Genomic DNA, 24,845 nt, shown 5'->3' with positions numbered 1-24,845 from the left:
GACCCACCGGTCATGACGACGGGCGGGACGGGACGAGGGGCTGGTCGCATGCGTCGAGGATAGGTCGTCGGGGACCGGTGGGGGCCGACGACGTCACGGCCCCACCGGCCGCTCACTTCCTGATCTTCTTCGAGGCCTTGGTGGTGTGGACGAGCGTCCTGTAGCCCTTCGCGCTCACCGTCAGCCGGACCCGCACCTGCTTGCCCTTCATCGTCCTGGTCAGCTTGAGCGACGGCCTGGTGGCCTTCTTGACCACCACCCACCTCTTGCCCTGCTTCACGAACCACTGGTACTTGACCGTCACCTGCCCGGGCTTCCAGGTGCCCTTCGACACCTTGAGGGTCTTGCCGACCTTGGCGGTGCCCGACAGCTTGGGTGCCTTGACCAGCTTGATCACCTTCGGCGCCGGAGCAGGGTCCTGCGGCTTCGGGTCCTCCGGCTTCGGGCCGGTCGGCGGGGTCGTCGACAGGGCCGCGGCGATCCCCGAGACCGTGGCGCGGTCGGCCACGACGACGTCCTTGGCCTGCTCGACGGTGGCGGCGTTGTCGTAGAACTCGTCGACGACGGCGTCGTCGCCGTGCTCGAAGCCGATCCGGTAGGTCCCTGAGGCGAGGCCCTTGACCTCGTACGTCCCGTCCGCGTTCACGCCGGCGCGTACGTCGGCCCGCCACTCGCTGCCGACCTTGCGGTAGGCCGTGACGCTGACGCCGGTGACGCGGACGCCGTCGGGCACGGTCACCGAGCCCTTGACCTTCCCGCCCGGGACGAGGGTGGCGTCGATGCCCGTGAGGGCCTGCTCGACGCCCACCCGGACGTCCCTCGCGGACTCCACGTCGAGCGCGCCGCCGTAGTAGGTGGAGACGTTGCCGGAGGTCCAGTCACGGAAGAGCACGCGGTAGGTGCCGGCGGCCAGGCGGCCGATCGTGTACGTCCCGTCCTCGCGGACCGAGGCGCTCCACGCCCACTCCCACTCGCCGTCCACCAGGCGGAGGGCCACGACCTCGAGGCCGTCGACGTCGAAGGTGCCGCGCACGGTCCCCGAGATCGTGCTGGCGCGCGCCAGGTCGGCGTTGATCCCCTGGACCGTCGTGCGCGTGCCGACCACCACGTCCTTGGCCTGCGCGATCGTGGGGGCGTCGTCGTAGTACTCGTCGAGTAGGTCACCCTCCTGGTCCTCGAAGGCGACCTTGTAGGTGCCGGCACGCAGGCCGCCGACCTCGTACGAGCCGTCCTGGCCCACGTAGGAGCTGGAGACCCGCTCCCACTCGGAGAAGTCGTCCCAGCGTCGCTCCTGCAGGACGGAGACGCGGACGTCGCCGACAGGAGAGCTGGCCGAGGTGACGCGGCCGCGGACCGTCGACCCCAGGTCGAGGGTGGCCCTGATGCCGGTCACGGCCGTGTGGGCGGCGACCCGCACGGCGGCCGCGCTCGCGCGGTCGGCCGCGTCCTGGTACCACTCACCGGCGAGCCGGCCGTTGGTGCGGAACTCCACGGCGTACGTCCCGGCGCGCAGGCCGGTCACCGTGAAGGAGCCGTCCTCCTGGGTCGTGGCGTGGCCGACGGGATCCCACCACGCGTCCTGGGCGGGCGTGGCGCCGTGCTCCCAGACCTGGACCTCGACACCGCCCACGTCCTCGCCGACCGGGCCGGTCACCACGCCGGACAGCGTGGCCCACGGCTTGAGGGTGGCGTCGATCCCGGTGGTCTCCCGACCGTGCGCCACCACGACGTCCTGGGCGGCCTCGACCGTCGAGGCGTCACGGAACCACACCGGCTCGAGGGCTCCGGAGTCGTCGGAGAGCTCGACCCTGTAGGCGCCGGCCCGCAGCCCCGACGCGCGGTAGGTGCCGCTCTCGTCGACCCACGCGGTCTTCGTACGCCGCCAGTACGGGTCCTCCGGGTCGCTCGCGTCCCACTGGTAGAGGCGCGCGGCGAGGTCGTCGGTGTCCGTGCCGACGGGCACGGTGATCCGGCCGGTGACGACGCCGCCGACCTCGAGGCTGGCGTTGATCCCACTCACGGTGGAGCCGGCGGTGACGGAGATCGTCCGGGCCTCCTCCAGGGTGGGGACGTCGTCGTAGAACTCGCCGACGCTGTCGCCGTAGGAGTAGAACTCGATGCGGTACTGACCGGTGGGCAGGCCGCCGAGGGTGTAGGCACCGGTCTCGTCCACGGAGGCGTAGGCGTCCTCGGACCACCAGGGGCCGTCCTCGTCCTGGACCAGGCGGTGGGCCACGACCTCGAGGCTCTCGGGGTCGTCGGCGGAGGTGACGCGGCCGGTGATCTGGCCGGCCACGGCCAGCCTCGCGTTGATGCCGGTGAGGGACGCGCCGCGCGCCAAGGTCAGGTCGGTGGCTCGGTAGATGCTCGCCACGTCGTCGTAGTACTCCGACAGGTGGCGGCCCGTCCCGTCCATGAAGCGGACCCGGTGACGCCCGGCCCCGAGTCCCAGGACCGTGTAGCTGCCGTCGGCGCGGGTCTCGGCCGAGCCCACCCACTCCCAGTCGAGGTCGTCACCCTCGCCGGTGACCTCGTAGGCGGCGACGGTGACGTCCTGCAGGGGACCACCGGGCCCCGAGACCACTCCGGCGATGCTGGCGCCCTGCTCGAGGGTCGCGTCGATGCCGGTGACCTGCTCGCCCTGGGCGGCCTCGATCACGGTGGCGTCGTCGAAGAGGTCAGCGTCGTCGTAGTACTCGGTGACGATCCCGTCGGGACCGTCGAACCGCACCCGAAAGCGGCCAGCGCCCTCGAGCGCAAGCCGGTAGGACCCGTCGAGCGCCGGCATGGTGGAGCCCGCCCACTCCCAGTCGTCCTCGCCCTCGCCGTCGCGGTAGGCCACCACGTTGACGTCCTCGGGGGAGAAGCCGGCCGGCAGCTGCACGCGGCCCGTGATCGTCGAGGCGCGGACGAGGTCGGCGTCGATGCCCGCCTGCACCTGACCGGCTCGCAGCGTCACCGGCGTCGCGGCGTCGACGTCGGCGACCCCGTCGTAGTACTCTCGCTCGAGCAGCTCGCTGCTCTGCGGGGAGAAGAGCACGCGGTACTCGCCAGCGGCCGCCCCCGAGAGGCGGTAGGTGCCGTCGTCGGAGACGGTGGTGGAGAAGGTCGGGCTCCAGAACTGGTCCTGGTCGTCCCACTCCAGCAGGTGGACCCAGACCGAGGAGAGGTCGCTGCCGGCGGGGGCGGAGACCACACCCTCCACCTCGGCCCCGAGGGCGAGCTCGGCGTCGACCCCGGTCAGGGCCTGCGCGGAGCCGATCGTGATCGTGGTGGCGTCGCGCCACGTCCGGGCGTCGTCGTAGTACTCGCTCGCGTACGGGTCGGAGGGCGAGAAGCTGAGTCGGTAGTTGCCTGCCTCGAGGTCGCCGACCGTGAAGGTGCCGTCGGCCCCGGTCATGGTGCCGGGGAGCCACTCCCACCTCTCCCACTCCTCCAGCTCCGGGTGCTCGCGGAAGACGCCGACCCAGACCTGCTCGAGACCCTCGCCGGACGCGTTGGTGACGGTGCCGGAGATGGAGGAGGACCCGGTCAGGCCCTGCTGCGCCTTCGCGACCCGCCCGACGTCGCGGCGCTGGAGGGCGCGGTGGACCCGCTCCGCCTCGTCGAGCAGCTCGCTCGGCGTGGTCTCCTCGGGCTCGTCACCGAAGGGCTGGTCGAGCCTCTCCGCCTCGACGCGGGCGGCACGGTCGCGCGGTGCGAGGTCCTCGTCGGTGGGGCGCTCGGCCTCGTCGGTCGTACGGGTGCCGGTGGCCAGCAGGCGGGTGACGGAGGACCCGTCGCCCTCGCCACCCGAGGGTGCTGCCGTGGCGGCTGGGACCGAGAAGGCGAAGGACGCCAGACCGACGGACAGCGCCGTGATCCAGTGTCGTGAAGCGGCTGACAGGGACAATGCGACCTCCATGACGCACCCGACGTGACGTCTGGAGGCTAGACGCGAGCGCCGACACAGACGCCCGGAATGGGGAACTTCGTCCGGATGGACGACGAGCTCCCCCGGTGGGCTCGGTCAGGCCTGGCCGCGGCGCCTGCCCGCGACCTCCTGCACGACGAAGCCCGCGATGCCGCCGGCGACGGCCGCGAGCAGCAGGTCGACGGCGTAGTGCAGGTCGGCCAGGTTGTGCAGGAAGAACCACACGATGCCAGCCACGAGCAGCATCGCGACGCTCGCGACGGGGCTCGCACGCCTGGGCGTACGCCCTGCCGCCTGCCGGTCCTGCTCCGTGCTCTCACCCATGACGCCCTCGCTCCTCGTGCTCGTCGTGCGGCACGACCCTCTCACGCCGGTGGTCGCGCCCGGCAGTGGGCCGCGTGGAAACAACGGAAGGTCCGAGCCACCTGGTGACTCGAACCTTCCGTGCTGCGTGCGTACGAGGTGGCGTCAGGCCGCCTCGACGACCTCGGCCTTCTCGACCTTGACGGCCTTGCGACGGGCCTGGTTGTCGAGGTGGCGCTGCAGGAGGCGACGCGTCCTGCGGTCGCCGGTCACCATCTTGGCCAGCAGGCCGACCTGCTTGGGCAGGTTCTTGACGGTGGTGGTCTCGAGCCAGCCGTTGGGGAAGCTGAGGCGCACGACCTTGTGCCAGGCCGAGTAGATCTGCGGGACCAGCGGGCGCTCGAGGTAGTTCAGGCCGTACTTCTCGAAGAGCGCCTTCACCTCGACCGCGGCCTCGGCGTAGCGGTTCGACGGCAGGTCGGGGAAGAGGTGGTGCTCGATCTGGTGCGACAGGTTGCCGGTCATGATGTGCATGGCCTTGGAGCCCGAGATGTTGGCCGAGCCGAGCATCTGGCGGATGTACCAGTCGCCGCGGGTCTCGTCGTCGTCGAGCATGTCCTTCTCGAAGGTCTCGACGCCCTCGGGGAAGTGGCCGCACATGATGACCGAGTGGCTCCACACGTTGCGGGCCCAGTTGGCGACCAGGTTGGCGGCGATCGTCGGCAGGAACGAGCCGGTCGGGATCGACAGCACCGGGTGGATCACGTAGTCGCGCGTCATGTGCTTGCGGATCTTGACCAGCACCTGCTTGACCTGGTCGTCGAAGTCGGCGGGACGCTTGTCCTTCGACCGCTTGAGGTTCTTGCCGAGCTCGAGGTCGTAGGCCGCGATGCCGTACTGGAAGAAGCAGGCGTTGATGAAGTTCCACGCCGGCTGCGCGATGTACATCGGGTACCACTTCTGGTCCTCGTCGACGCGCATGATGCCGTAGCCGAGGTCGTTGTCCTTGCCCACGATGTTCGTGTAGGTGTGTGTGCACCTCGTTGTGGCTGTGCTTCCACGCCTCCGACGGGGTGACGTTGTCCCACTCCCACGTCGAAGAGTGGATCTTCGGGTCGCGCATCCAGTCCCACTGGCCGTGGAGGATGTTGTGGCCGACCTCCATGTTCTCGAGGATCTTCGAGACGCTCAGGCCGAGGGTGCCCAGCACCCAGGCCGGTGGGAAGACCGAGAAGAGGAGCACGCCGCGCGAGCCCATCTCGAGGTAGCGCTGCGTCTTGATGACCTTGCGGATGTACGCCGCGTCGTCGGCGCCACGGGAGTCGATGATCTTCTGGCGGATCGCGTCGAGCTCGCGGCCGAGCTCCTCGATCTGCGCCTTGGACAGGTGGGCGATCGGGTTGTCGCTCTTGTTCTGGATGACGGTCATCGTGTGTCTCCTTCAGCGGTGGCTGTCTGGATCAGTGATCGAAGTGGCAGGGCCCGGCGGCGGTCTTCACGCAGGTCTGGACCTTGACGGTGCCGGACTCGCCGGGGATGGCAGTGGTGAGCTCGCCGTTGCGCAGGTCGCGCACGGTGCCCTCGGTCATCGGGATGAGGCAGCCCATGCACAGGCCCATGCGGCAGCCGGAGCGCATCAGCATCCCGGCGTCCTCGGCGGCGTCGAGGATCGGCGTGGCGCCGTCGACGACCAGCTCCTTGTCGCTCCTGGCGAAGTGGAGCGTGCCGCCCTCGCCGGGCTCGACGCGGGTGGTGCGGAACTGCTCGATGACGAGCGGCACGCCAGCACGCTCGTGGTGCTCGGTGAGCGCGTTGAGCAGGCCCGACGGGCCGCACGCGAGCGTCGTACGCGTGGCGAGGTCGGGGACGAGCTGGTCGAGCGTGTTGACGTCGAGCACGCCGTGCACGTCGTCGTAGCGGGCGACGAGGCGGATCAGCCCGCGGCGTCGAGCGCCTGCAGGTCGCGCAGGAAGATCGAGTCGGGCTCGCTGGGCGCGACGTGGACGACGACGATGTCGAAGTTCTTGCTGCGCTCCAGGTGCACCGCACCGGAGTCGGCGACCGGGAAGAGGTTGCGGAGCATCCCGATCACAGGGGTGACGCCGGAGCCGGCGGTCACCATCAGGAACTTGCCGCCGTCGGGGTCGGGCAGGACGAACTCGCCGGCCGCCTGCTCGAGGTGGACGATGCTGCCCACGGGGCAGTCGTGCACCAGGTGGCGGCTGACGACGCCGTCGGCGACCGCCTTGACGGTGATGGAGATCAGGCCGTCGGTGCGCGGGCCGTGCGTCAGCGAGTAGGCGCGCCACTGGCGTACGCCGTCGACGTCGATGCCGATGCGGGTGTACTGGCCGGGCTGGTGGCCGGCCCAGTCGGCGCCGGGCTTGATCACGATCGTCGCGGCGTCGGCGGTCTCCGGGTGCACCGAGACGATGCGGCCGCGGAGCTCGGCGCCGGGGCGCAGCGGGGCGAAGAGGTCGAGGTAGTCGGCCGGCAGCAACGGGGTGGTCGCGGCCTCCACCAGGCGGATGGCTCGGTCGCGGAGGCGTCCGGGGCGGTCCATCGTCGAGGGCATGCCTCCATGGTGCACCGCCCACCGGGCTAGATTCCTGACCAGATCCAGTGAACCTACTGGCGAGAACTGTCTCTATTGAACAAAATAGGCAAGCGTCGTGACGCCGATCACGATGAGACACACCCCTGAGGGCGAGTTCGTTCACTAGCGTGCCGAGCACCTTCCACCCGGGTGACGACTGCGCGAACCCCACCGCGACCAGAGCGAGGAGAGCGAGGCAGGCCGATGATCACCGTCTCCTCCGTGACGAAGACTTACGGCTCCCACCGGGCGCTCGACCACGTCAGCTTCGGCGTCCCCGACGGTGCCGTCACCGCCCTGGTCGGCAGCACGGGCGCGGGCAGGACGACGACGCTGGGCGTCATCGCGGGCCTCGTACGCCCCGACCACGGCCGCGTGCTCATCGACGGGCACCCGCTGGCCGAGGCGCGGCGCCCCGGTGCACTGGTGGGGCTGCAGCTCACCGACGACTGGCTGCCCGAGGAGTTCACCCTGGAGAGCCACCTCGCCCACGTCTGCGCGCTCCAGGGGCTCCCCCGCGGTCGCGTCGACGACCTGCTCGCCTGCGTCGGGCTGCACGGCGCCCGACACCGGCGCATCAAGGACTGCACCCCGGCGATGCGCCAGCGCCTCGGGATCGCCTCCGCCCTGAGTGGCGACCCGCACCACCTGCTCCTCGACCAGCCCACCCGCGGGCTCGACGCCGACTCGACCGCGTGGCTGCACGGCATCGTCCGGGCGACCGCCACCCGCGGCGGGGCCGTGCTCATCACCGCCGACCGCCTCGGCGACGTCGCCCCCGTCGCCGACCACGTCGTGATGCTCGACCGCGGCCGCGTCGTGTGCTCCGGGCCGCGGGCCAGCTTCCAGACCGCGGACGAGACGATGAGCTACGTGGAGTCCGACCACCTCGAGCTGGTCGTCGGGGCGCTGCAGGAGCGCGGCTTCCAGGTCGTGCGCGAGGGGCAGGGCGCCGTCGTGCACGCCGAGCCCGCCGCCGTAGGGCGGGTCGCCTTCGACCACGCCCCCGGCCTGACCCACCTCTCCACCCTCGCCCGCCGCTCGGGAGGCGCCGCGTGAGCCTCACCCCGCTCGCCCCGCTGCCCGCCGACCTGCGCCCACCCGCCCAGACCTGGGCGGTGGTGCTGCGGGCCGAGGTGCGCCGGCTCCTGCGCCAGGGCGGGCTGGTCCCGGCACTGGTCGCCAGCCTGCTCGGCGGGCTCGTGTTCGGCCTCGGCGCGCTGCCCTTCGCGACCCGCGTCGGCGCCCCGGTCGCGCTGGGGGTCGCGGCCGCCGCACTCGTCCTCGCCGTCGGCGCCGCCCTGCACGCCGGCGCCCACACCAGCCGTGGCGCCGGACCGACGACGCTCGCCCTCACCCCCGACCGCTCCCGCTCGTACGCTGCCCGCCTCACCGCCGTCGCCTCGGTCGCGGGCGTGCACACCGGTGCCGTCGCCCTGCTGGTCGGCACGGTCGCAGCCGCGGCGGCCGACACTGCCGCCGGCCGGCAGCGGCGGGCCAAGTGGCGCTGGGCGTCCTGTGCGGTGCCGTCGCCGGAGCCATGCTCTGCACCTTGGCAGCCATGGTCGGGATCGCGGTCGACCACCCGGTCGGCGCAGCCCTGGCCCTGCTGGGCTGGTGGGCGGTCGTCCCGATCACCGCCTCGGCGGTCGCGGGCTACCTGCCGCGGCCGGTGGCGTGGCTGGCCGAGGCGTTGGTGGCGCTGTCGCCGCCGTTGCTGGCGCACGACGTGGCCGGCGCCGGGGCGACCCCCGGGCGCGCCGTCGCGGCGCTCGCCGGGATGGCCCTGTGGGCCGTGCCGCTGGGGGCGCTCGCCCTCTGGCTGCACGGACGCCGCAGCCTCACCCGTCGGCGTACGAGCCAGGCCTGGTGAGGCGTACCTTGACCTCGATGAGCACCAGCAGCGGAGACTCCATGGCTCGCTACCCCGAGGAGCCGCGCCTCTCCCTGCCCCCCGACCTGGTCGAGGAGCTGACCGCCGAGCTGCCGTCGGTGGCCGACGCAGCCGTCGCCGCCATCATCGCGGAAGTGCCGACCTACGCCAACGCGCTCAGCGGACCGATGGGCGAGGTGATCCGTGACGCGGTGGCCCTCGCGCTGGGTGGCTTCGTGCAGCTCGGCGCGCGCGGCGACCGGCGCAGCGACCGGCCGGCGGCCGCCTCGATGGACGGCGCCTACCAGCTGGGCCGCGGCGAGGCCCGCTCCGGACGGTCGATGGAGGCGCTGCTCGCCGCCTACCGCGTCGGCTCGCGGGTCTCGTGGCGGCAGATGGCCGTGGGGCTGGTCGGCGCCGGCGTCGACTCGGCGACGGTGGCTGCGTACGCGGAGCTCGTCTTCGCCTACATGGACCAGCTCTCCGACCAGAGCGCCACCGGTCACCGCGACGAGACCAACGAGTCGGGCCGCGCCCGGCAGCGGATGCTCGACGCGCTCGCCCGGGCGCTGGTCGAGGGCCAGACGCCCGAGGCGGTCGCCCCCTCGCCTCCCGCGCGGAGTGGGAGCCGCCCGAGACGCTGACCGCGGTGCTGGTGCCGGAGGCCCAGGGGTCGGCGCTGCTCGGGCTCATCGCCCCCAGCTCGCTGCTGGTCGACGACCCGGCCAGCCGCAGCCAGCGCTCGGTGCTGCTGGTGCCGGACGCGCACCGCTCGGTGCTGCTGCGCGCGGTGGCCGGGCACGGTGCCGTGGTCGGTCCGACGCGACCGTGGCTCGAGGTGCGCGCTCCTACGAGCGGGCGCGCCGGGCGCTGAGCGTTGAGCGCGAGTCGCGCTCGGCGACGCTGGACACCGAGGCGCATCTGGCCGACCTGGTGGTCACCGCCGACCCCGACGCGCTGCGCGACCTGCGCGAGCAGGTGCTCGCGCCGCTGGCCGGGATGAGCGGGTCGACCCGCGAGAAGCTGGTCGAGACGCTGCGGGCCTGGCTGCTGCACCAGGGGCGTCGTGACGCCGTGGCCGCCACGCTCTTCGTGCACCCGCAGACGGTCCGCTACCGGATGGGCCAGCTGCGGGAGGCCTACGGCGAGGAGCTCGACGACCCGGAGTTCGTGCGGCGGGCGACGATTGCGTTGGGGTGAGGCGCGTCTCGGGGGGTCGGGTTGGGGGTGAGGCTCGCCTCTGAAGTCGCGTTGGGGGTGAGGCTCGCCTCGGAAGGAAACTCCCCGCCGGATCTGGTGGGGTGAGCGTGGGCTCCCTCGCTCCGGAAGGAGTTTCCTTCCGGAGCGCGCTCAGGCCGGGTGCACCGCCCGACCGTCCACGTACGTCGCCACCACCTGCCCGCATTCCCAACAGCTGCGCCGCCGCCTCCGGCCCGGAATCGAACCGCAGCGGGTCGTCGGCCAGCAGCACCACGTCACGGGCCTCACGCAGGTCGCGTACGCCGTCGACGCTGGCGGCCAGCGCCTCGGCGGCGGTCAGCGACTGCTCCGGGTGCCACCCGTCGCGCTCGTCGGCGCTGCGGTGGACGGCCGCCGCCATCGCCAGCCACGGGTCGAGCGGGGAGACCGGCGCGTCCGAGCCGAAGGCCAGGCCGACCCCGGCGTCGCGCATCCACCGCAGCGCGAAGCAGCGCCCGCCCTGCCCCGGCCACTGCTGCTCGGTGGGGTCGCGGTCGTCGAGCAGGTGCGCGGGCTGCACGCTGGCGCGGATCCCGAGCTCGGCCATCCGGAGCACGTCCTCGTGGCGCACCAGCTGGGCGTGCTCGACCGACCCGCGCGCCCCGGTCGCCGCGAAGGCGTCGAGTGCGGCGCCGACCGCCCGGTCACCGATCGCGTGCACGGCGGCCTGCAGGCCCCCGGCGTGGGCACGGGCCAGCAGCTCGGTGAGCTCCTCGACGGGCAGGTTCGGCTCACCGAAGGGCAGGGCGGGAGTGCCGGCGTACGCCTCGCAGCACCACGCGGTGCCGGTGTTGAGCGAGCCGTCGCTGATGATCTTGAGCGGTCCGACGGTGAGGCGGCCGGCGGCGTCGAGGGCGTCCTCGGTGCGCAGCCCGGCGGCCAGCACGTCGTCGAGGCCGGAGGCGTACGTCGCGGTGCGCACCCGCAGCACGTCGGCGCCGGCCCAGCGCTCGGTCCACGCGGCGGGGCCGTCGCCGAACTCGAAGTCGACGACGCCGGTCACCCCCAGCCCGGCGGCGGTCCGCAGCGTGGCGGCGTAGTCGTCGGGCCCGACGCGCTCGGAGCCGAAGGTCTCCCCGAGGCGGCCGAAGACGTCGAACCACTCGTCCTCGCTCACCACCTCGTCGCGCTCCGGCAGGCCGAGGGCGCGCTGGGCGGCCGAGTTGAGCCAGCCGTGGTGGGCGTCGCCGGCGACCAGGACCACCGGCACGTCGGTGACCGCGTCGAGGTCGGCGGTCGTCGGCAGGGTCGGCCAGGCGGTCGGGCGGTGGCCGAAGCCGATGACCGGCTGCCCGGGGCGCTGGGCGAGCCGACGTCGTACGCCCGCCTGCACCGCCCCCACCGAGTCGGCCGCCGAGGTGTCCAGCCGCGACTGGACGAGCGCCCACTGGCCGAGGTGCACGTGCGCGTCCCACAGGCCGGGGACGGCCCACGCACCGTCGGCGTCGACGACCTGGCCGGGCTCACCGACGCCGGGCAGGTCGAGGTCGAGGGGCTCGCCGTCGTACGCCCTCCCCGGGCCCCGCGCGACGGGGCGGACGTTGCGGAGCAGCACCGGAGAAGCGTACGACCCCGGGCGCCCGCGCCGGCACTCCTCGCGCGGGACGCCCGGCCGCGTCTCAGCCTGCTCGGGAGACCTCGGCGACGTCCTCGCGCCCGGGGACCGGGAGCCCGTAGTGCTCGCGCAGCGTCGAGCCCTCGTACGCGGTGCGGAACAGCCCGCGCTGCTGGAGGATCGGCACGACGTGGTCGACGAACTCCTCCAGGGTGTCGGGCAGCGTCGCGGGCATGACGTTGAAGCCGTCGGAGGCGCCGGTGGTGAACCACAGCTCGATGGTGTCGGCGACCTGCTCTGGCGTACCCGCGAAGACCCGGTGGCCGCGGCCGCCGCCGAGGCGGCGCAGCAGCTCACGCACGGTGAGGTTGTCGCGGCGGGCCAGCTCCAGGGTGAGCGCGTAGCGGCTGCCCGTGTTGTCGTCGGGCGCCCTGACCGCGGCGGGCAGCGGCTCGTCCAGCGGCAGCTGCTCCACCGGGAGGCCGGTGGCGTGGGCCAGCTGCTCGTGCGGGTGGCGGAGCACGATGAGGTCGTCGAGCGCATCGGCCTTCGCCCTCGCCTCGGCCTCGGTGCCGCCCAGGACGGTGACGATGCCCGGCAGGATCTTGAGGTGGTCGGGGTTGCGCCCGGCCTTGCGGGTCGCCGCCTTGAGCTCGGCGTAGAAGGCGCGGCCGTCCTCGATGGTGCGCTGCGCGGTGAAGACCGCCTCGGCGTACTTCGCGGCGAGCGCGATCCCGGGCCCCGACGAGCCCGCCTGCACGACCACCGGGTGGCCCTGCTCGCTGCGGCCCACGGTGAGCGGCCCGGCGACGTCGAAGAACTCGCCGTGGTGGTCGATCGGACGCACCAGCGACGGGGCGGCCCACACCCCCTCGGAGCGGTCGCCGACCACGGCGCCGTCGCGCCACGAGCCCCACAGCTTGAGCGTGACGTCGACGAACTCGTCGGCCCGCCGGTAACGCTCGTCGTGGCCCGGCCACTGCGTGATGCCGTAGTTGGCGCCCACCTGGTCGGTGGCCGTGGTGACCACGTTCCAGCCGGCGCGCCCCTTGCTGAGCCGGTCGAGGCTGGCGAAGCGGCGGGCCAGGTTGTAGGGCTCCTCGACGGTCGTCGAGGCCGTGCCGATCAGGCCGATACGCGAGGTCGCCGCCGCGATCGCGGCCAGCTTGACGGTCGGGTCGAGCGACTCCGACGGGCGCCGGTCCGGGTGGCCGAGGAACGGCACGTCGGCGAAGAAGATCGAGTCGAGGAGGCCACGCTCGGCGGTCTGCGCCAGGGCGACGACGTGCTCGAGGGAGAGGTAGTCGTCGGGCTCGGTGGCGTTGGAGCGCCAGGCGGCCTCGTGGTGGCCCGCGCTCATCAGGAACGCGTTGAGGGCGAGGTGGCGGGTGGGCTTCGGCATGGGGTGGTCCTCTCAGAGGTGGGACGGGGCGACGGGTGGCGGGGCGGCGGGGACGGGCGTACGCGGCTCGGGCGCGGCTCAGACGCGCCAGCGGGAGAGGCGCTTCTCGAGCGCGACCAGCGAGCCGTTGACGATCAGTCCGAGCGCGGTGGTGGTGAGGATCGCGGCGAACATCTGCGGGTAGAGGAAGTTGTTCTGGCTGTAGGTGATGAGGAAGCCGACGCCGGCGGTGGCGCCGATCATCTCGGCGGCGATCAGCACCAGGATCGCGGCGGCACCGGCCATCCGGATGCCGGTGAAGATCTGCGGCACGGCCGCCGGGAAGACCACCTTGCGGAAGGTCGTGACCGGGGAGAGGCCGAGCACCTTGGCCGAGCGCAGCAGCTGCGGGTCGACGGTGGCGACGCCGGTGATCGTCGAGAGCAGGATCGGGAAGAAGCAGGCGAAGAGGACGATCGCGACCTTCGACGTCTCACCGATCCCGAAGACCAGGATGAACACCGGCAGGATCGCCAGCGCCGCGGTGTTGCGGAAGATCTCGAGCACGGGCGTGAGCAGCTCGCGGACCGGGGTGTACCAGGCGATCGCGGTGCCGAGCGGGATCGCGGTGGCCACCGCCAGCCCGAAGCCGATCGCCGAGCGCTGCAGGCTCGGCCCGAGGTGGCCCCAGATCCGGCCGCTCTCGACGAGCTCCCACCACGCCACGAGGACGTCGGAGAGCGGGAAGACGACGTACGAGGGCACGATCTCCAGGCGCGGCGCGACCTCCCACACCGCGGCGAGCAGCAGGACCCCGATGACTCCGCGTCCCCAGCGCGCGGCGTTGCGGCGGTACTTCGAGACGTGCTTGACCCCGGCGGAGGCTTCCTGGCGCGGGTTGAGCCTCGGCTCGGTGCGTTCCTTCAGCAGACTAGGCAACTTTGGTCACTCCCTCGGCGGTGCTGGTGCGGCGGTTGGCCTGGCGCAGCAGCGTCCAGATCTCGTGGCGGTGGTGGGCGAACTGCGGCGTGGAGCGGATGTCGACGTCGGCGCCGCCGGAGCGGTCGAGGTCGACGTCGACCAAGGCCTTGATGCGGCCCGGGCGGGCACTCATGACGGCGACGCGCTGACCCAGGAAGACGGCCTCGTCGATGTCGTGGGTGATGAAGACGATCGTGGTGCCGAGCCGCTTCCAGATGCCGATGAGCTCCTCCTGGAGGCGCTCGCGGGTCTGGGCGTCGAGGGCACCGAACGGCTCGTCCATGAGCAGGACCTGCGGGTCGTAGGAGAGTGAGCGCGCGATGGCGACGCGCTGCTTCATGCCGCCGGAGAGCTCGTGCGGGTGGCGGTCGGCGAAGTCGGCGAGGCCGACCAGGTCGAGCACCTCCAGCGCCCGCTCGCGGCGCTCGGCCCTCGACATCCCGCCCTTGGCCTCGAGCGCGAACTCGACGTTGCCGGCAGCGGTGCGCCACGGCAGCAGCGTGTACTGCTGGAAGACGACGCTGCGGTCGAGTCCGGGCCTGGTGATCTCGACGCCGTCGGCGGTCAGCCGGCCGGCGGTCGGGCGGGTGAGCCCGGCGACCAGGTCGAGCACCGTCGACTTGCCGCAGCCCGACGGCCCGACGAGGGTGATGAACTCGCCCGCCGCGATGGTCAGGTCGACGTCGTCGAGGGCGACGAACTCGTGCAGCTGCTTGTCGGTGTCGCTGCGGACCTGGAAGGTCTGACGGACTCCGGACAGCTCGATCCTGCTGCTCATGTCACTTCTCCTCGCTCTCGCCGTTGCCCTGCGCGGCCTCGTAGCCGTCGATGAAGGCCGCCTCGTCGGCGTACGGGTTGAGCTCGTTGGTGTAGATGTCCTCGATCTCCACCGAGCCCTGGTCGACCTCGCCGGAGGCCTCGAGCCAGTCGAGCCAGATCGAGAAGTCCTTGTCGCGCAGCCAGCCACCGGCCGACGGGATGCCGGTGCCGTGCCAGAACTTGATGGTCTGCACGGCGTCGTCACGGCCCTGCTCGGTCAGGAAGTCGATGACGAACTCCCGCACCTCCTCGACCGAGCGCGTCTGGGTCCACTCGATCGCCCTGGCGATGCCGGCCACGAGCTCCTCGGCCGCCTCCGGGTTCTCCTCGAGCAGCTTCTCGTGCACGGCGTAGGAGCCACCGGTGTAGGGGCCGACGACGTCGAGGTCGGTCGCGAGCACCGTGAGACCGGGGCGCTCCTGGGCGATCTCGAGCGCGGGGCCGCTCAGGAAGGCCGCGTCGATCTGCTTCTCCCGCAGCGACGCCTCGAGCACGTTGGCGGGCAGCGGCACCAGGGTGACCTTCTCGATCTCAGCCGGGGTCAGTCCTTCCTGTGCGAGGTAGGTGTCGAGCACCGCCTCCCAGTTGGCACCGAGGGTGTTGAGCGCGACCTTCTTGCCGACGAGGTCCTTCGCGCTCTTCACGCTGCCGTCGTCACGCACCGTGATCGACTGCTTGACCTCGCCGACGGAGCCGTAGGAAGCGACGACCGCCTTGACCGGGGCGCCGGTCGAGACGACCTTGGCGATCGCCCCCTGGAAGGCGTTGGCGATGTCGACCTGGTCGGTGGCGAGCGCCCGCAGGCTCTCCGGACCGCCCGTGGTCTCGCCGACGAGCTTGAGCTCGATGTTGTCGAGGTAGCCGAGCTCCGCCGCGATCTCCGGGATCGTCACCGCACCCGCCGAGGACTGGTAGCGGATGACCGTCCTGCCGTCCTCGGTGGTCTGGGCGCCGCTGGAGCCGCAGGCCGTCATGGTCGCTCCGAGCCCGAGGGTGGCGATGGCGGCAGCGAGGCGGACCGTGAGACGGGGCCTCGTACGACGGTGGCGCGAGCGACGCGGGGGCAGCCACTGCAGGGGCATGGGGAGTTTCCTTCCGGAGCGAGACCACGCAGGTCGGTTTACTATCAATATTGAGTGACTTACTCGACTTTGTCAGAAGCGGCAGTCCTCCACCACTCCATGTCGCATCGTGAGACGACTGTCCGCCCACCGAGAGGTGACGACCGTCTCCCGCGACCCGGGCCCGAGCAGGGCCCAGAGGTCGGCGCCCCCCCTACGCTGAGCCGCATGACCACCCGCCTCACCGCCCGCGGCCTGATCGACCTGGTCCTCGACGAGGGCTCCTGGCAGTCGTGGGACAGCGCCCCCGACCACTCCGCGGCGACCGGCGCGTACGCCGAGCAGCTCGCCGCCGCGGCCGAGAAGTCCGGCGTCGACGAGTCCGTCATCACCGGCGAGGGCACCCTGCACGGGCGTCGCGTCGCCGTCCTGGCCAGCGAGTTCGGCTTCCTGGCCGGCTCGCTCGGCACCGCCTCCTCCGACCGCCTGGTGCGGGCCATCCGCCGCGCCACCGCCGAGCGGCTCCCCCTGCTCGGTGCCCCGGTCTCCGGCGGCACGCGCATGCAGGAGGGCACCGTCGCCTTCGTGCAGATGGTGCGGATCGCGGAGGCGATCGCCGCGCACAAGGTCGCCGGCCTGCCCTACTTCGTCTACCTGCGCCACCCCACGACCGGCGGCGTGATGGCCTCGTGGGGCTCGTTGGGGCACATCACCGTGGCCGAGCCCGGCGCCCTGCTCGGCTTCCTCGGCCCGCGCGTCTACGAGGCGCTCTACGCCGAGCCGTTCCCCGAGGGAGTCCAGACGGCCGAGAACCTGTTCGCCCGGGGCATCGTCGACGCCGTCGTGCCGCCTGAGCAGATCAGCGACATCGTCCACCGCGCGCTGGCGATCATCGAGCTGCGCGGCACCGACGCCGACCCGACCCCGCCGGAGCAGCACCCCGACCTCGACGCCGACCTGACGGTCGAGATCGACGCGTGGGACTCGGTCACCCGCTCCCGGCGCCCCGACCGCCCCGGCGTCCGACGACTGCTGAAGTACGCCGCGACCGACGTCGTGCCGCTCAACGGGACCGGCCAGGGTGAGTCCGACCCCGGCCTGCTGATCGCGCTCGTGCGCTTCGGCGACTCACCCTGCGTCTTCCTCGGCCAGGACCGTCGCGGCCAGACCCCGGACCACCCGATGGGGCCCGGCGCACTGCGCGAGGCGCGCCGCGGCATGCGGCTCGCCTCCGAGCTCGGCCTGCCGCTGGTCACCGCGATCGACACCCAGGGTGCGGCGCTCAGTGCCGACGCCGAGAACGGCGGGCTGGCCGGCGAGATCGCCCGCTGCCTGGCCGACCTGGTCACCCTCGATGCGCCGACCCTCTGCCTGATGCTCGGCGAGGGCACCGGCGGCGGCGCACTGGCGCTGCTGCCGGCCGACCGGGTGGTGGCCGCCGAGCACGCCTGGCTCTCCCCGCTCCCACCGGAGGGCGCGAGCGCCATCGTGCACCGCACCACCGACCACGCGCCCGAGATGGCCAGGGCACAGCACGTACGCGCGCAGGACCTGCACGCGCGCGGCACCGTCGACCGGATCGTGGCCGAGCGCCCCGACGCGGCCGACGAGCCCGAGGCCTTCTGCCGGCGGATGGGTCAGGTGCTCGAGCAGGAGCTGGCCGCGCTCGTCGCGCGCGGGCCGGGAGCTCCGGACGTACGCGCGGCTCGCTACGGCGGGGTCGGCTGAGCCGCAGCCGCTCGGCTGCGGACCGGGCCGGCGTCAGGCCTCGCGCTCGTGGCGGTCGGCGCGACGCGCACGGACCTTCGTCACCAGGGCTCCGACCTTCTCGCCCACGTTGACCAGCGGGTTGTAGGGCTCCTCCTCGTCCTCGTCGGGGCGCGGCTCCGGCGTCTTGCCACCCCGCGCCACCGTGCGGTCCACCTGCTCCAGCAGGTAGCGGAAGAGCACGGCGAGCACGGCGGCGACCGGCACGGCGAGGAAGGCGCCGGCGATGCCGTAGAGCGAGCTGCCCAGGGTGACCGAGAGCAGCACCATCGCCGGGTGCAGGTTCATGGACTTCGACTGCAGCATCGGCGAGAGCAGGTTGCCCTCGATCTGCTGGACGGCCACGATCAGCAGCAGCACCCACAGCGCGCCGGTGAGACCGTTGGAGACCAGGGCGACCAGCACCGCGATCGCGCCGGCGGCGATCGCGCCGACGATCGGGACGAAGCCGCCGAAGAAGGTGAGCACGGCGAGCGGCACGGCCAGCGGCACGCCGATCACGACCAGGCCGATGCCGATGAGCACGGCGTCGATGCCGCTCACCAGCGCCTGGGTGCGGATGAATCCGCCCAGCGTGGCCCAGATGCGGCCCAGCAGCTCGACCAGGTGCTCGCCGACCGAGGGGCCGGTGACGCTGCGGACCCAGGGGCGGAAGTTGCGGCCGTCCTTGAGGAAGAAGAAGACCAGGAAGGCGATGACGACCATGTTGATCAGGGCCGAGGTGACCGCGCTGACGCCAGTGAGGACGCCTCCGGCGATCACGTCGGCCGACTCGCTGAGCTTCTTCTGCGCGGCGGCGAGGAAGTCGTCGATCTGGTCCTTGTTGAAGAGGTTGGAGTCCCGGACCCACTTCTGCAGCTCGTCGATGCCCTTGACCGCGTCGTCGGCGATCTCGGTGCTCTGGCTGGCGACCGAGGGCGCCATCAGGAAGATGCCCCACGTCACCAGGCCCACGCCACCGACCAGGGTGGCGGCGGCGGCCAGCGACGGCGGGAACTTCGCCCGGCGCTCGAAGAAGCCGGCGATCGGCGCGAGGACGGCGGTGACCAGCAGCGCGAGCGCCACCGGCATCAGGATGCTCCACGTCTTGCCGATGACCTCGCCGACGATCACCAGGGCGATCGCGATCAGGATCCAGCGGGCGCTCCACGTGGCGGTCCAGGCGATGCCCTGCCCGATCACGACCTCCTTGCGGGGACCGACCGGAGCCTCGCTCACCATCTCGGCAGTGGCCTGCTCGGCGTCGCGGGTGCCGGGCTCGACGTGGGCGTCGTCGCTGTGGGTCTTGTCGGACATGGGGTGAGTGTGTCAGGTCAGGCGAGCAGGATCGCGGCGGCGCTCTGTGGTGCGAGGTCATCGGGGAGTCTTCGGGCCACCGGGTGGCCTCAGGACTCCCGGATCAGCGTCACGTCCGCAGTCACCAGCGGTTGTGCGCCTCCTCGGCCCAGCCGACCAGCCCGTCGAGCGACACCCGCTCGCCGTCGTCGGTGGTGGCCCAGCCGGTGAAGTGGCCGAAGCACTGGTGGGTCTCGCCGGCCAGCACGAGCAGGTCGGTCTTCGACACCCGCTCGTGGAACGGCCTGAAGGTCGCGTCGATCCGTTCACCGAGCACGTGCCACGGCTTCAGCCAGTCGCTGCGGTCGTAGCTCCACTGGAGGTCGTCGCTGATCTTGTGGAGCCGGCCGTCGACGAAGAGCGCGTTCTCGGTCGAGCCGGTGCCGTCGGTCCACTTGCCGCCGAGCTGGATCCCGACGCGGCGAGCGGGGTCGTACGCCGCCGCCCAGTTCCAGGTCATCGAGTAGGGCCACTTGCCGCGCCCGTGGTCAAGCACCGCGAAGGAGCCCTCGCCCACCTGGTACGTCTGCCCGTCCAGCGTGAGCGTGCCGGAGACCCGGCGGGCGACGTCCTTGACGGTGTACTGGAAGCGCTTCGCGCTCCACGGGACGACGACGCCGAGCGACTCGTGGCCGGGGTCGAGCGGCACGTCGAGGTCCAGCGAGATGTCACCGGCGCTGGCGCTGATCGCGGTGCCGCTGGAGCCCTGGTCGATCCGGATCCAGACGCCGCCACCGGTGGTGACGACCAGCCCGGCGCCGCTCACCTCCGGCATCTCGATGCCGCGGCCGAGCGGGACGATGCCGTCCTCGGTCCACTCGCGGCCGGTGGCGCGCTCGAGGACGTACAGGCTCGGGACGCCGGCGTAGTCGAGGGTCGAGGCGACGATGCCGATGATGTGGGTGGGCGTGACGACGCCCCAGTACTCCCAGCGCTTCGCCCGCCCCCAGCCGCGCAGGTTGGCGCGGTGCAACGGCGTACGTGTCCACCCCACCGCGTCAGGGTTGAGCGTGCCGTCGGGCAGGCACAGGTCAACGGGGCTGGTGATCTCGCGTTCGGTCACGGGCGCAGCCTCTCAGAGGGTCCGCGATGAGGGGCCACTACGTCGGAAGTTCGACCCGAAACCGGCCCTCGAGGGGCAGATCCGGGCGAACTTCCGACGTGGTGGCGGTGGCCTGCGTCAGAACTGCAGCGCGTTGGCCGGGTCCCGCATGATCGACGCGACGTCGGCCAGGAACTTCGACCCGGCCGCCCCGTCAACGTGGCGGTGGTCGAACGACAGCGCCAGCGTGGTCACGTCGCGCACCACCAGCTCGTCGGTCTCCTCGTCGACCCACGGACGCTTGTTGATCGCACCGAAGCAGAGGATCGCCGACTCGCCGGGGTTGATGATCGGCGTGCCCGCGTCGACGCCGAAGACACCGACGTTGGTGATCGTGAACGTGCCGCCGGCCATCTCGGCGGGCTGCGTACGCCCGTCCCTGGCCGTCGCGGTCAGCCCGTTGAGCGCACGGGCCAGGTCGAGCATCCGCATCTGTGGGCGTCCTTGACGTTGGGCACGACCAGCCCGCGCGGGGTGGCGGCCGCGACGCCGAGGTTGACGTAGTCCTTGAAGACCACCTCGCCGGCCTCGTCGTCGAAGGTCGAGTTGATCTCCGGCGTCCGCTTCATCGCCAGCATGCAGGCCCGAGCCAGGAGCAGCAGCGGCGTCACCTTGACGTCGCCGTACTCCGGACGCTGGCGCAGCCGCTCCAGGTAGCGCAGGCTTCGCGACACGTCGACGGTGATCCACTCCGTCACGTGCGGCGCCGTGAAGGCCGACGAGCTCATCGCCTGAGCCATCATCTTGCGCACGCCCTTGACCGGCTCGCGCCTCTCGCGCGGGTCGGAGCTGGTGCGTCTCGGAGCCGACGGTGCACCCACGGCACCGAGTACGTCGTCGCGGGTCACCACGCCGTCGCGCCCGGTCGGCGTCACCGACGCGAGGTCGACGCCGTGCTCGCGGGCGAGTCCGCGGGTGGCGGGGGCGGCCAGCGGCCGGGAAGGAATTTCCTTCCGCGGCGAGGCGACCTGCGCGGCTCCCGAGGCGGTAGGCGAGGCGACAGGCTCGGGCGGCGGCGCCGCGGTGGGCGGCGCCGGTACGACGGGCTCGTCGGCGCTGACCACCTCCTGGCTCTGCGCGCCACCGGGCGCGAAAGCTCCCTGCACCTGCATCTGCGTCGCGGCCCCGGCGAGGGTCGACGGAGAAGCGGAGCCGGTGCGCGGGCGGCGTACGGGACCCCGCTCGGCCTTGTTGCGACCAACCAGCGACTCGCCCTCCGACCCACCGCTCGCGGCGGGGTTGGAGAGGTCGATCTGCATCTCGGAAGGAGTTTCCTTCCCCAGCGAGCCCCCCGACGCGGCCGCGCCCGGCGCCTCCACCGGAGCCCCCGCCGGCGCCTCGGTCAACGCGGCCGGGTCACCGATCGAGATGATCGGCTCCCCCACCGGCACCGTGTCGCCCACCTGGGCGAGCAGCGCCAGCACCGTGCCCTCGAAGGGCGACGGCAGCTCGACGATCGACTTCGCGGTCTCGATGTCGACGATGACCTGGTTGATCTCGACGACGTCGCCGACGGCGACCTTCCACTCCACGATCTCGGCCTCGGTGAGGCCCTCACCCACGTCGGGCAGCAAGAAGTCAGCCATCAGTGATCAAAGCTCCTGTCCACGGCGTCCAGCACCCGGTCGAGGTCGGGCAGGAACTCCTCCTCGATCCGCGAGGCCGGGTAGGGGGTGTCGTAGCCGCCGACGCGCAGCACCGGCGCCTCCAGCGAGTAGAAGCACTCCTCCGAGATCCGGGCGGCGATCTCCGCGCCCATGCCCAGGTTGACGTGGGCCTCGTGGGTGACGACGGCGCGGCCGGTGCGGCGTACGGAGTCGTAGACCGGACCCAGGTCGAGCGGCGAGAGGGTGCGCAGGTCGATGACCTCCAGCGAGCGGCCCTCGGCGGCTGCGGCCTCCGCGGCAGCCAGTGCCACCTTCACCTGCGGACCGTAGGTCACCAGCGTCGCGTCGCTGCCCGACCGCACCACGCGCGAGGCGAAGAGCGGGTCGGGGGTCGCGGAGGTGTCGAGGTCGACCTTGTCGGCGTGGTACTGCCGCTTCGGCTCGAGGAAGATCACCGGGTCGTCGCTGGCGATCGCCTGCTGGATCATCCAGTAGCCGTCGACCGGGTTGGAGCAGGTGACCACCTTGAGGCCCGGCGTGTGCGCGAACTGCGCCTCCGGCGACTCGGAGTGGTGCTCGACCGCGCCGATGCCACCGCCGTACGGGATGCGGATGACCATCGGCATCGTCAGGTTGCCGCCCGAGCGGTAACGCATCTTGGCGACCTGGCAGACGATCTGGTCGTAGGCCGGGTAGACGAACCCGTCGAACTGGATCTCAACCACGGGCCGGTAGCCGCGCAGCGCCAGGCCGACGGCGGTGCCGACGATGCCCGACTCGGCCAGCGGCGAGTCGATGACCCGGTCCTCGCCGAAGTCCTTCTGCAGGCCGTCGGTGATCCGGAAGACGCCGCCGAGCTTGCCGACGTCCTCGCCCATCACCAGGACCTTGTCGTCGGCCTCCATCGCGCGCCGCAGCCCGGCGTTGAGCGCCTTCGCGAGCGTGACCCGCTCGACGACCCGCTCGGCCGGCCGCTCCAGCAGCTGCTCGCTCATGCCGCCCCTCCCTCGAACGACGCGTGGTAGGCCGCGAAGCCCTCGCGCTGGGCGCGCAGCTCCTCGGTCTCCTCCGCGTAGACGTGCGCGAACATCGCGTCGGGCTTCGGGTCGGGCATCGACTTGCAGCCCTCGCGCAGGGTGCGGCCGAGCTCGTTGGCCTCCTCACCGACCTCCGCCAGCCAGGCGTCGTCGACCAGGCCGTTGCGGCGCAGGTAGACCTCGAGACGCTTGATGGGGTCGCGCAGCTTCCACCGTTCGACGTCGTCGTTGAGGCGGTAGCGCGTCGGGTCGTCGGTCGTCGTGTGTGCCCCCATGCGATAGGTGTACGCCTCCACGAACGTCGGGCCCTGCCCCTCGCGGGCACGCTGCAGCGCGGCCTGGGTCACTGCGTACGTCGCGAGCACGTCGTTGCCGTCGACGCGCACGCCGGGGAAGCCGAAGCCGTTGGCGCGCTGGTAGAGCGGGATCCGCGACTGGCGCTCGATCGGCTCCGAGATGGCCCACTGGTTGTTCTGGCAGAAGAAGACGACCGGGGCGTTGTACGACGCGGCGAAGATGAAGGCCTCGTTGACGTCGCCCTGGCTCGAGGCGCCGTCGCCGAAGTGGGCGATCACCGCGGCGTCGCGGTCGGGGTCGCCGGTGCCGACGACTCCGTCGCGCTGCATGCCCATGCCGTAGCCGACCGCGTGCAGCGTCTGCGCGCCGATCACGATCGTGTAGAGCCCGAAGTGGTGGGCCTCCGGGTCCCACGCGCCCTGGTCGACGCCGCGGAAGATGGCGAGCAGGCGCAGCGGGTCGACGCCCTTGCACCAGGCGACGCCGTGCTCGCGGTAGGTCGGGAAGACGTGGTCCTGCGCGCGCAGCGCCCGACCGGCACCGATCTGGGCGGCCTCCTGGCCGAGCAGCTGGGCCCAGAGCCCGAGCTCGCCGTGGCGCTGGAGCGCGGTCGCCTCGGTGTCGAGGCGGCGTACGAGCACCATGTCGCGGTAGAAGCCACGCAGCATGTCGGCGCTGAAGTCCTGGTCGAAGAGCGGGTGGTGCTGGCGCTCGCCCTCGGGGGTGAGGAGCTGGACCAGCTCCGGCTCGTTGTCGCGGGTGGGGCCGAAGACTTCCTCGAAGGCCTGCGTCGACCCACTGGTCGACCCGTCGGACGACGCCGTCGTCGTGCGGGGGTCCGGACCCTCCCCTGCGAGGTCCGGACCGGTGAGTTGCTGGGACATGTGGCTCCCTTCGCCGTGGCGTGGAGCCCGGGGTCGCCGCACTCCACTGTCGTGGTCAGCGTGCGTCCGGATCGAGGGTGTGACCCGTGACACACGATGCGTTGAACTTACCCTGTCGGCATGGCTGACGCACATGCACAGGGGGCCGGGCACGGCCACGGTCACGGGATCGGCGCGCACGCCGGCGCCCGGCACCGCTGGCGGCTCACGGCCGCGCTGGTGCTGATCGCCACCTTCTTCGTGGTCGAGCTGGTCGCCGGGCTCGTCGCGCAGTCACTGGCCCTGCTCTCGGACGCCGGCCACATGGCCGCCGACGTGCTCGCCCTGGGCGCCGCGCTCGCGGCCACCCGGATCGCCACGCGCCCCGACCGGACGGGTCAGCGGACCTTCGGCTCCTACCGGGCCGAGGTCTTCGCCGCCGGGTTGACGGTGCTGCTGATGGTCAGCGTCGCCGTCTTCATCGCCAACGAGGCGCGCACCAGGATCGGCGCCGACGTCGAGGTCTCCAGCGGGCCGATGCTGGTCGTCGGTGCGCTCGGGCTGGTCGCCAACCTGGTCGCACTGGTGCTGCTGCGCGGCGGCGCCGGGGAGTCGATCAACGTCAAGGGCGCCTACCTGGAGGTGCTGGCCGACACCCTCGGCTCGGTCGGCGTGATCGGCGCCGGCCTCCTGGTGCTGTGGACCGGCAACCCGGCCTGGGACACCGGCGTCGCGCTGGCGATCGCCGCCTTCGTGGTGGTGCGGGCGGTGCTGCTGGGCCGCGAGGTCGTGCAGGTGCTGGGCCAGCACGCCCCCGCCGGGATCGTGCCGGCCGAGGTGGAGGCGGCGCTCGCCGAGGTGCCCGGCGTCAGCGAGGTCCACGACCTGCACGTGTGGTGCCTGACTTCGGGGATGAACGTGGCCACCGCCCACCTGGTCGCCGCGCCGGGTGAGGCCGACGCGGTGCTGGCGACGGCGGCGCAGGTGCTGCGCGAGCGCTTCCAGATGGAGCACGCGACGCTGCAGGTGGAGAGCGCCAGCCACGAGTGCCACACCACCGACTGGTGAGGGCACGCCGGGTCGCCCCTCGACCCGGAAGGCAGCTCGCGGGGATTC

The 24,845-nt window shown here is 72.2% G+C and carries 20 protein-coding genes and 2 pseudogenes; 7 read left to right on the top strand and 15 right to left on the bottom strand.

What is annotated here, in order from left to right; all coding sequences use genetic code 11:
- Positions 1-112: 112 nt before the first annotated feature.
- From E2C04_RS01690 to E2C04_RS19060, 5 genes are all read right to left on the bottom strand, one after another.
- Positions 113-3,904, bottom strand: coding sequence for a carboxypeptidase-like regulatory domain-containing protein (locus tag E2C04_RS01690; RefSeq protein WP_135831287.1), 3,792 nt, complete (start codon positions 3,902-3,904; stop codon positions 113-115).
- 105 nt (positions 3,905-4,009) lie between these two features.
- Entirely contained in the window at positions 4,010-4,237 is a 228-nt protein-coding gene (locus tag E2C04_RS01685; RefSeq protein ID WP_135831286.1) for a hypothetical protein, read from the bottom strand.
- 144 nt (positions 4,238-4,381) lie between these two features.
- Positions 4,382-5,230 (bottom strand): fatty acid desaturase family protein, encoded by an 849-nt coding sequence (locus E2C04_RS01680; RefSeq protein WP_338088797.1) that lies wholly within the window; start codon positions 5,228-5,230, stop codon positions 4,382-4,384.
- A gap of 446 nt (positions 5,231-5,676) precedes the next feature.
- Positions 5,677-6,114, bottom strand: a complete 438-nt coding sequence (locus E2C04_RS19065; protein WP_238694392.1) for a 2Fe-2S iron-sulfur cluster-binding protein — start codon at positions 6,112-6,114, stop codon at positions 5,677-5,679.
- A 35-nt stretch (positions 6,115-6,149) separates the two neighbouring features.
- Positions 6,150-6,791 carry an FAD-binding oxidoreductase gene (locus E2C04_RS19060; protein WP_238694391.1) on the bottom strand — a complete coding sequence of 214 codons (642 nt, stop codon included), beginning with the start codon at positions 6,789-6,791 and terminating at the stop codon, positions 6,150-6,152.
- Positions 6,792-7,034: 243 nt separating this feature from the next.
- On the opposite strand from E2C04_RS19060, the gene E2C04_RS01670 reads away from it, so the two are divergent.
- The 5 genes from E2C04_RS01670 (at position 7,035) to E2C04_RS19045 (ending at position 9,885) form a co-directional block, all read left to right on the top strand.
- Positions 7,035-7,871, top strand: a complete 837-nt coding sequence (locus E2C04_RS01670; protein ID WP_158630554.1) for an ABC transporter ATP-binding protein — start codon at positions 7,035-7,037, stop codon at positions 7,869-7,871.
- A 493-nt stretch (positions 7,872-8,364) separates the two neighbouring features.
- The gene (locus E2C04_RS01665; protein WP_135831284.1) at positions 8,365-8,685 is read left to right on the top strand and encodes a hypothetical protein; all 321 of its coding nucleotides are present in this window, start codon (positions 8,365-8,367) and stop codon (positions 8,683-8,685) included.
- Positions 8,686-8,702: 17 nt separating this feature from the next.
- Entirely contained in the window at positions 8,703-9,329 is a 627-nt protein-coding gene (locus tag E2C04_RS19055; protein WP_238694390.1) for an RsbRD N-terminal domain-containing protein, read from the top strand.
- Positions 9,330-9,334: 5 nt separating this feature from the next.
- Positions 9,335-9,559, top strand: a complete 225-nt coding sequence (locus E2C04_RS19050; protein WP_238694389.1) for a hypothetical protein — start codon at positions 9,335-9,337, stop codon at positions 9,557-9,559.
- 125 nt (positions 9,560-9,684) lie between these two features.
- Complete coding sequence (locus E2C04_RS19045; protein ID WP_238694540.1) at positions 9,685-9,885, top strand: helix-turn-helix domain-containing protein; 201 nt, start codon at positions 9,685-9,687, stop codon at positions 9,883-9,885.
- Positions 9,886-10,258: 373 nt separating this feature from the next.
- Here the strand turns inward: E2C04_RS19045 and E2C04_RS19040 are convergent.
- From E2C04_RS19040 to E2C04_RS01635, 5 genes and pseudogenes are all read right to left on the bottom strand, one after another.
- Positions 10,259-11,326: pseudogene (locus tag E2C04_RS19040) on the bottom strand (amidohydrolase); the annotation flags it as partial.
- A gap of 217 nt (positions 11,327-11,543) precedes the next feature.
- Complete coding sequence (locus E2C04_RS01650) at positions 11,544-12,881, bottom strand: LLM class flavin-dependent oxidoreductase (protein ID WP_135831282.1); 1,338 nt, start codon at positions 12,879-12,881, stop codon at positions 11,544-11,546.
- 78 nt (positions 12,882-12,959) lie between these two features.
- Positions 12,960-13,799: an ABC transporter permease gene (locus E2C04_RS01645; protein WP_135831281.1), complete on the bottom strand. Its 840-nt coding sequence runs from the start codon at positions 13,797-13,799 to the stop codon at positions 12,960-12,962.
- Positions 13,792-14,619, bottom strand: coding sequence for an ABC transporter ATP-binding protein (locus E2C04_RS01640; protein ID WP_135831280.1), 828 nt, complete (start codon positions 14,617-14,619; stop codon positions 13,792-13,794). Before E2C04_RS01640 ends, E2C04_RS01645 begins: the two co-directional genes overlap by 8 nt.
- Position 14,620: 1 nt before the next feature.
- Positions 14,621-15,742, bottom strand: coding sequence for an ABC transporter substrate-binding protein (locus E2C04_RS01635; RefSeq protein ID WP_135831279.1), 1,122 nt, complete (start codon positions 15,740-15,742; stop codon positions 14,621-14,623).
- Positions 15,743-15,949: 207 nt separating this feature from the next.
- Between E2C04_RS01635 and E2C04_RS01630 the strand changes: the two genes are divergently transcribed.
- Positions 15,950-17,449: a carboxyl transferase domain-containing protein gene (locus E2C04_RS01630; protein ID WP_135831278.1), complete on the top strand. Its 1,500-nt coding sequence runs from the start codon at positions 15,950-15,952 to the stop codon at positions 17,447-17,449.
- A gap of 33 nt (positions 17,450-17,482) precedes the next feature.
- Here E2C04_RS01630 and E2C04_RS01625 read toward each other — a convergent pair whose 3' ends face one another.
- The 5 genes and pseudogenes from E2C04_RS01625 to pdhA form a co-directional block, all read right to left on the bottom strand.
- Positions 17,483-18,784, bottom strand: coding sequence for an AI-2E family transporter (locus tag E2C04_RS01625; protein ID WP_135831277.1), 1,302 nt, complete (start codon positions 18,782-18,784; stop codon positions 17,483-17,485).
- Positions 18,785-18,905: 121 nt separating this feature from the next.
- A complete protein-coding gene (locus E2C04_RS01620) occupies positions 18,906-19,886 on the bottom strand; it encodes a DUF2804 domain-containing protein (protein WP_135831276.1) in 981 nt (326 codons plus the stop codon).
- Positions 19,887-20,003: 117 nt separating this feature from the next.
- A pseudogene (locus E2C04_RS01615) lies at positions 20,004-21,496 on the bottom strand (dihydrolipoamide acetyltransferase family protein).
- A 14-nt stretch (positions 21,497-21,510) separates the two neighbouring features.
- Positions 21,511-22,527: an alpha-ketoacid dehydrogenase subunit beta gene (locus E2C04_RS01610; RefSeq protein WP_135831275.1), complete on the bottom strand. Its 1,017-nt coding sequence runs from the start codon at positions 22,525-22,527 to the stop codon at positions 21,511-21,513.
- Entirely contained in the window at positions 22,524-23,750 is a 1,227-nt protein-coding gene (pdhA, locus tag E2C04_RS01605; RefSeq protein ID WP_135831274.1) for a pyruvate dehydrogenase (acetyl-transferring) E1 component subunit alpha, read from the bottom strand. Before pdhA ends, E2C04_RS01610 begins: the two co-directional genes overlap by 4 nt.
- A 120-nt stretch (positions 23,751-23,870) precedes the next feature.
- Here pdhA and E2C04_RS01600 point away from each other — a divergent pair, with 120 nt between their 5' ends.
- Complete coding sequence (locus E2C04_RS01600) at positions 23,871-24,797, top strand: cation diffusion facilitator family transporter (RefSeq protein ID WP_135831273.1); 927 nt, start codon at positions 23,871-23,873, stop codon at positions 24,795-24,797.
- Positions 24,798-24,845 lie beyond the last annotated feature (48 nt).

Source organism: Nocardioides daphniae, from assembly GCF_004777465.1.
Classification (GTDB): Bacteria; Actinomycetota; Actinomycetes; order Propionibacteriales; family Nocardioidaceae; genus Nocardioides; species Nocardioides daphniae.
Note: the sequence above shows the minus strand (reverse complement) of the source record. Positions and strands in the feature narration are given on the sequence as shown.

Coding starts and splice junctions, on each gene's coding strand:
- E2C04_RS01690 (WP_135831287.1), bottom strand. CDS start 3,904: ATGGAGGTCGCATTGTCCCTGTCAGCCGCTTCACGACACTGGATCACG.
- E2C04_RS01685 (WP_135831286.1), bottom strand. CDS start 4,237: ATGGGTGAGAGCACGGAGCAGGACCGGCAGGCGGCAGGGCGTACGCCC.
- E2C04_RS19060 (WP_238694391.1), bottom strand. CDS start 6,791: ATGCCCTCGACGATGGACCGCCCCGGACGCCTCCGCGACCGAGCCATC.
- E2C04_RS19055 (WP_238694390.1), top strand. CDS start 8,703: ATGAGCACCAGCAGCGGAGACTCCATGGCTCGCTACCCCGAGGAGCCG.
- E2C04_RS19045 (WP_238694540.1), top strand. CDS start 9,685: ATGAGCGGGTCGACCCGCGAGAAGCTGGTCGAGACGCTGCGGGCCTGG.
- E2C04_RS01650 (WP_135831282.1), bottom strand. CDS start 12,881: ATGCCGAAGCCCACCCGCCACCTCGCCCTCAACGCGTTCCTGATGAGC.
- E2C04_RS01640 (WP_135831280.1), bottom strand. CDS start 14,619: ATGAGCAGCAGGATCGAGCTGTCCGGAGTCCGTCAGACCTTCCAGGTC.
- E2C04_RS01635 (WP_135831279.1), bottom strand. CDS start 15,742: ATGCCCCTGCAGTGGCTGCCCCCGCGTCGCTCGCGCCACCGTCGTACG.
- E2C04_RS01630 (WP_135831278.1), top strand. CDS start 15,950: ATGACCACCCGCCTCACCGCCCGCGGCCTGATCGACCTGGTCCTCGAC.
- E2C04_RS01625 (WP_135831277.1), bottom strand. CDS start 18,784: ATGTCCGACAAGACCCACAGCGACGACGCCCACGTCGAGCCCGGCACC.
- E2C04_RS01610 (WP_135831275.1), bottom strand. CDS start 22,527: ATGAGCGAGCAGCTGCTGGAGCGGCCGGCCGAGCGGGTCGTCGAGCGG.
- pdhA (WP_135831274.1), bottom strand. CDS start 23,750: ATGTCCCAGCAACTCACCGGTCCGGACCTCGCAGGGGAGGGTCCGGAC.
- E2C04_RS01600 (WP_135831273.1), top strand. CDS start 23,871: ATGGCTGACGCACATGCACAGGGGGCCGGGCACGGCCACGGTCACGGG.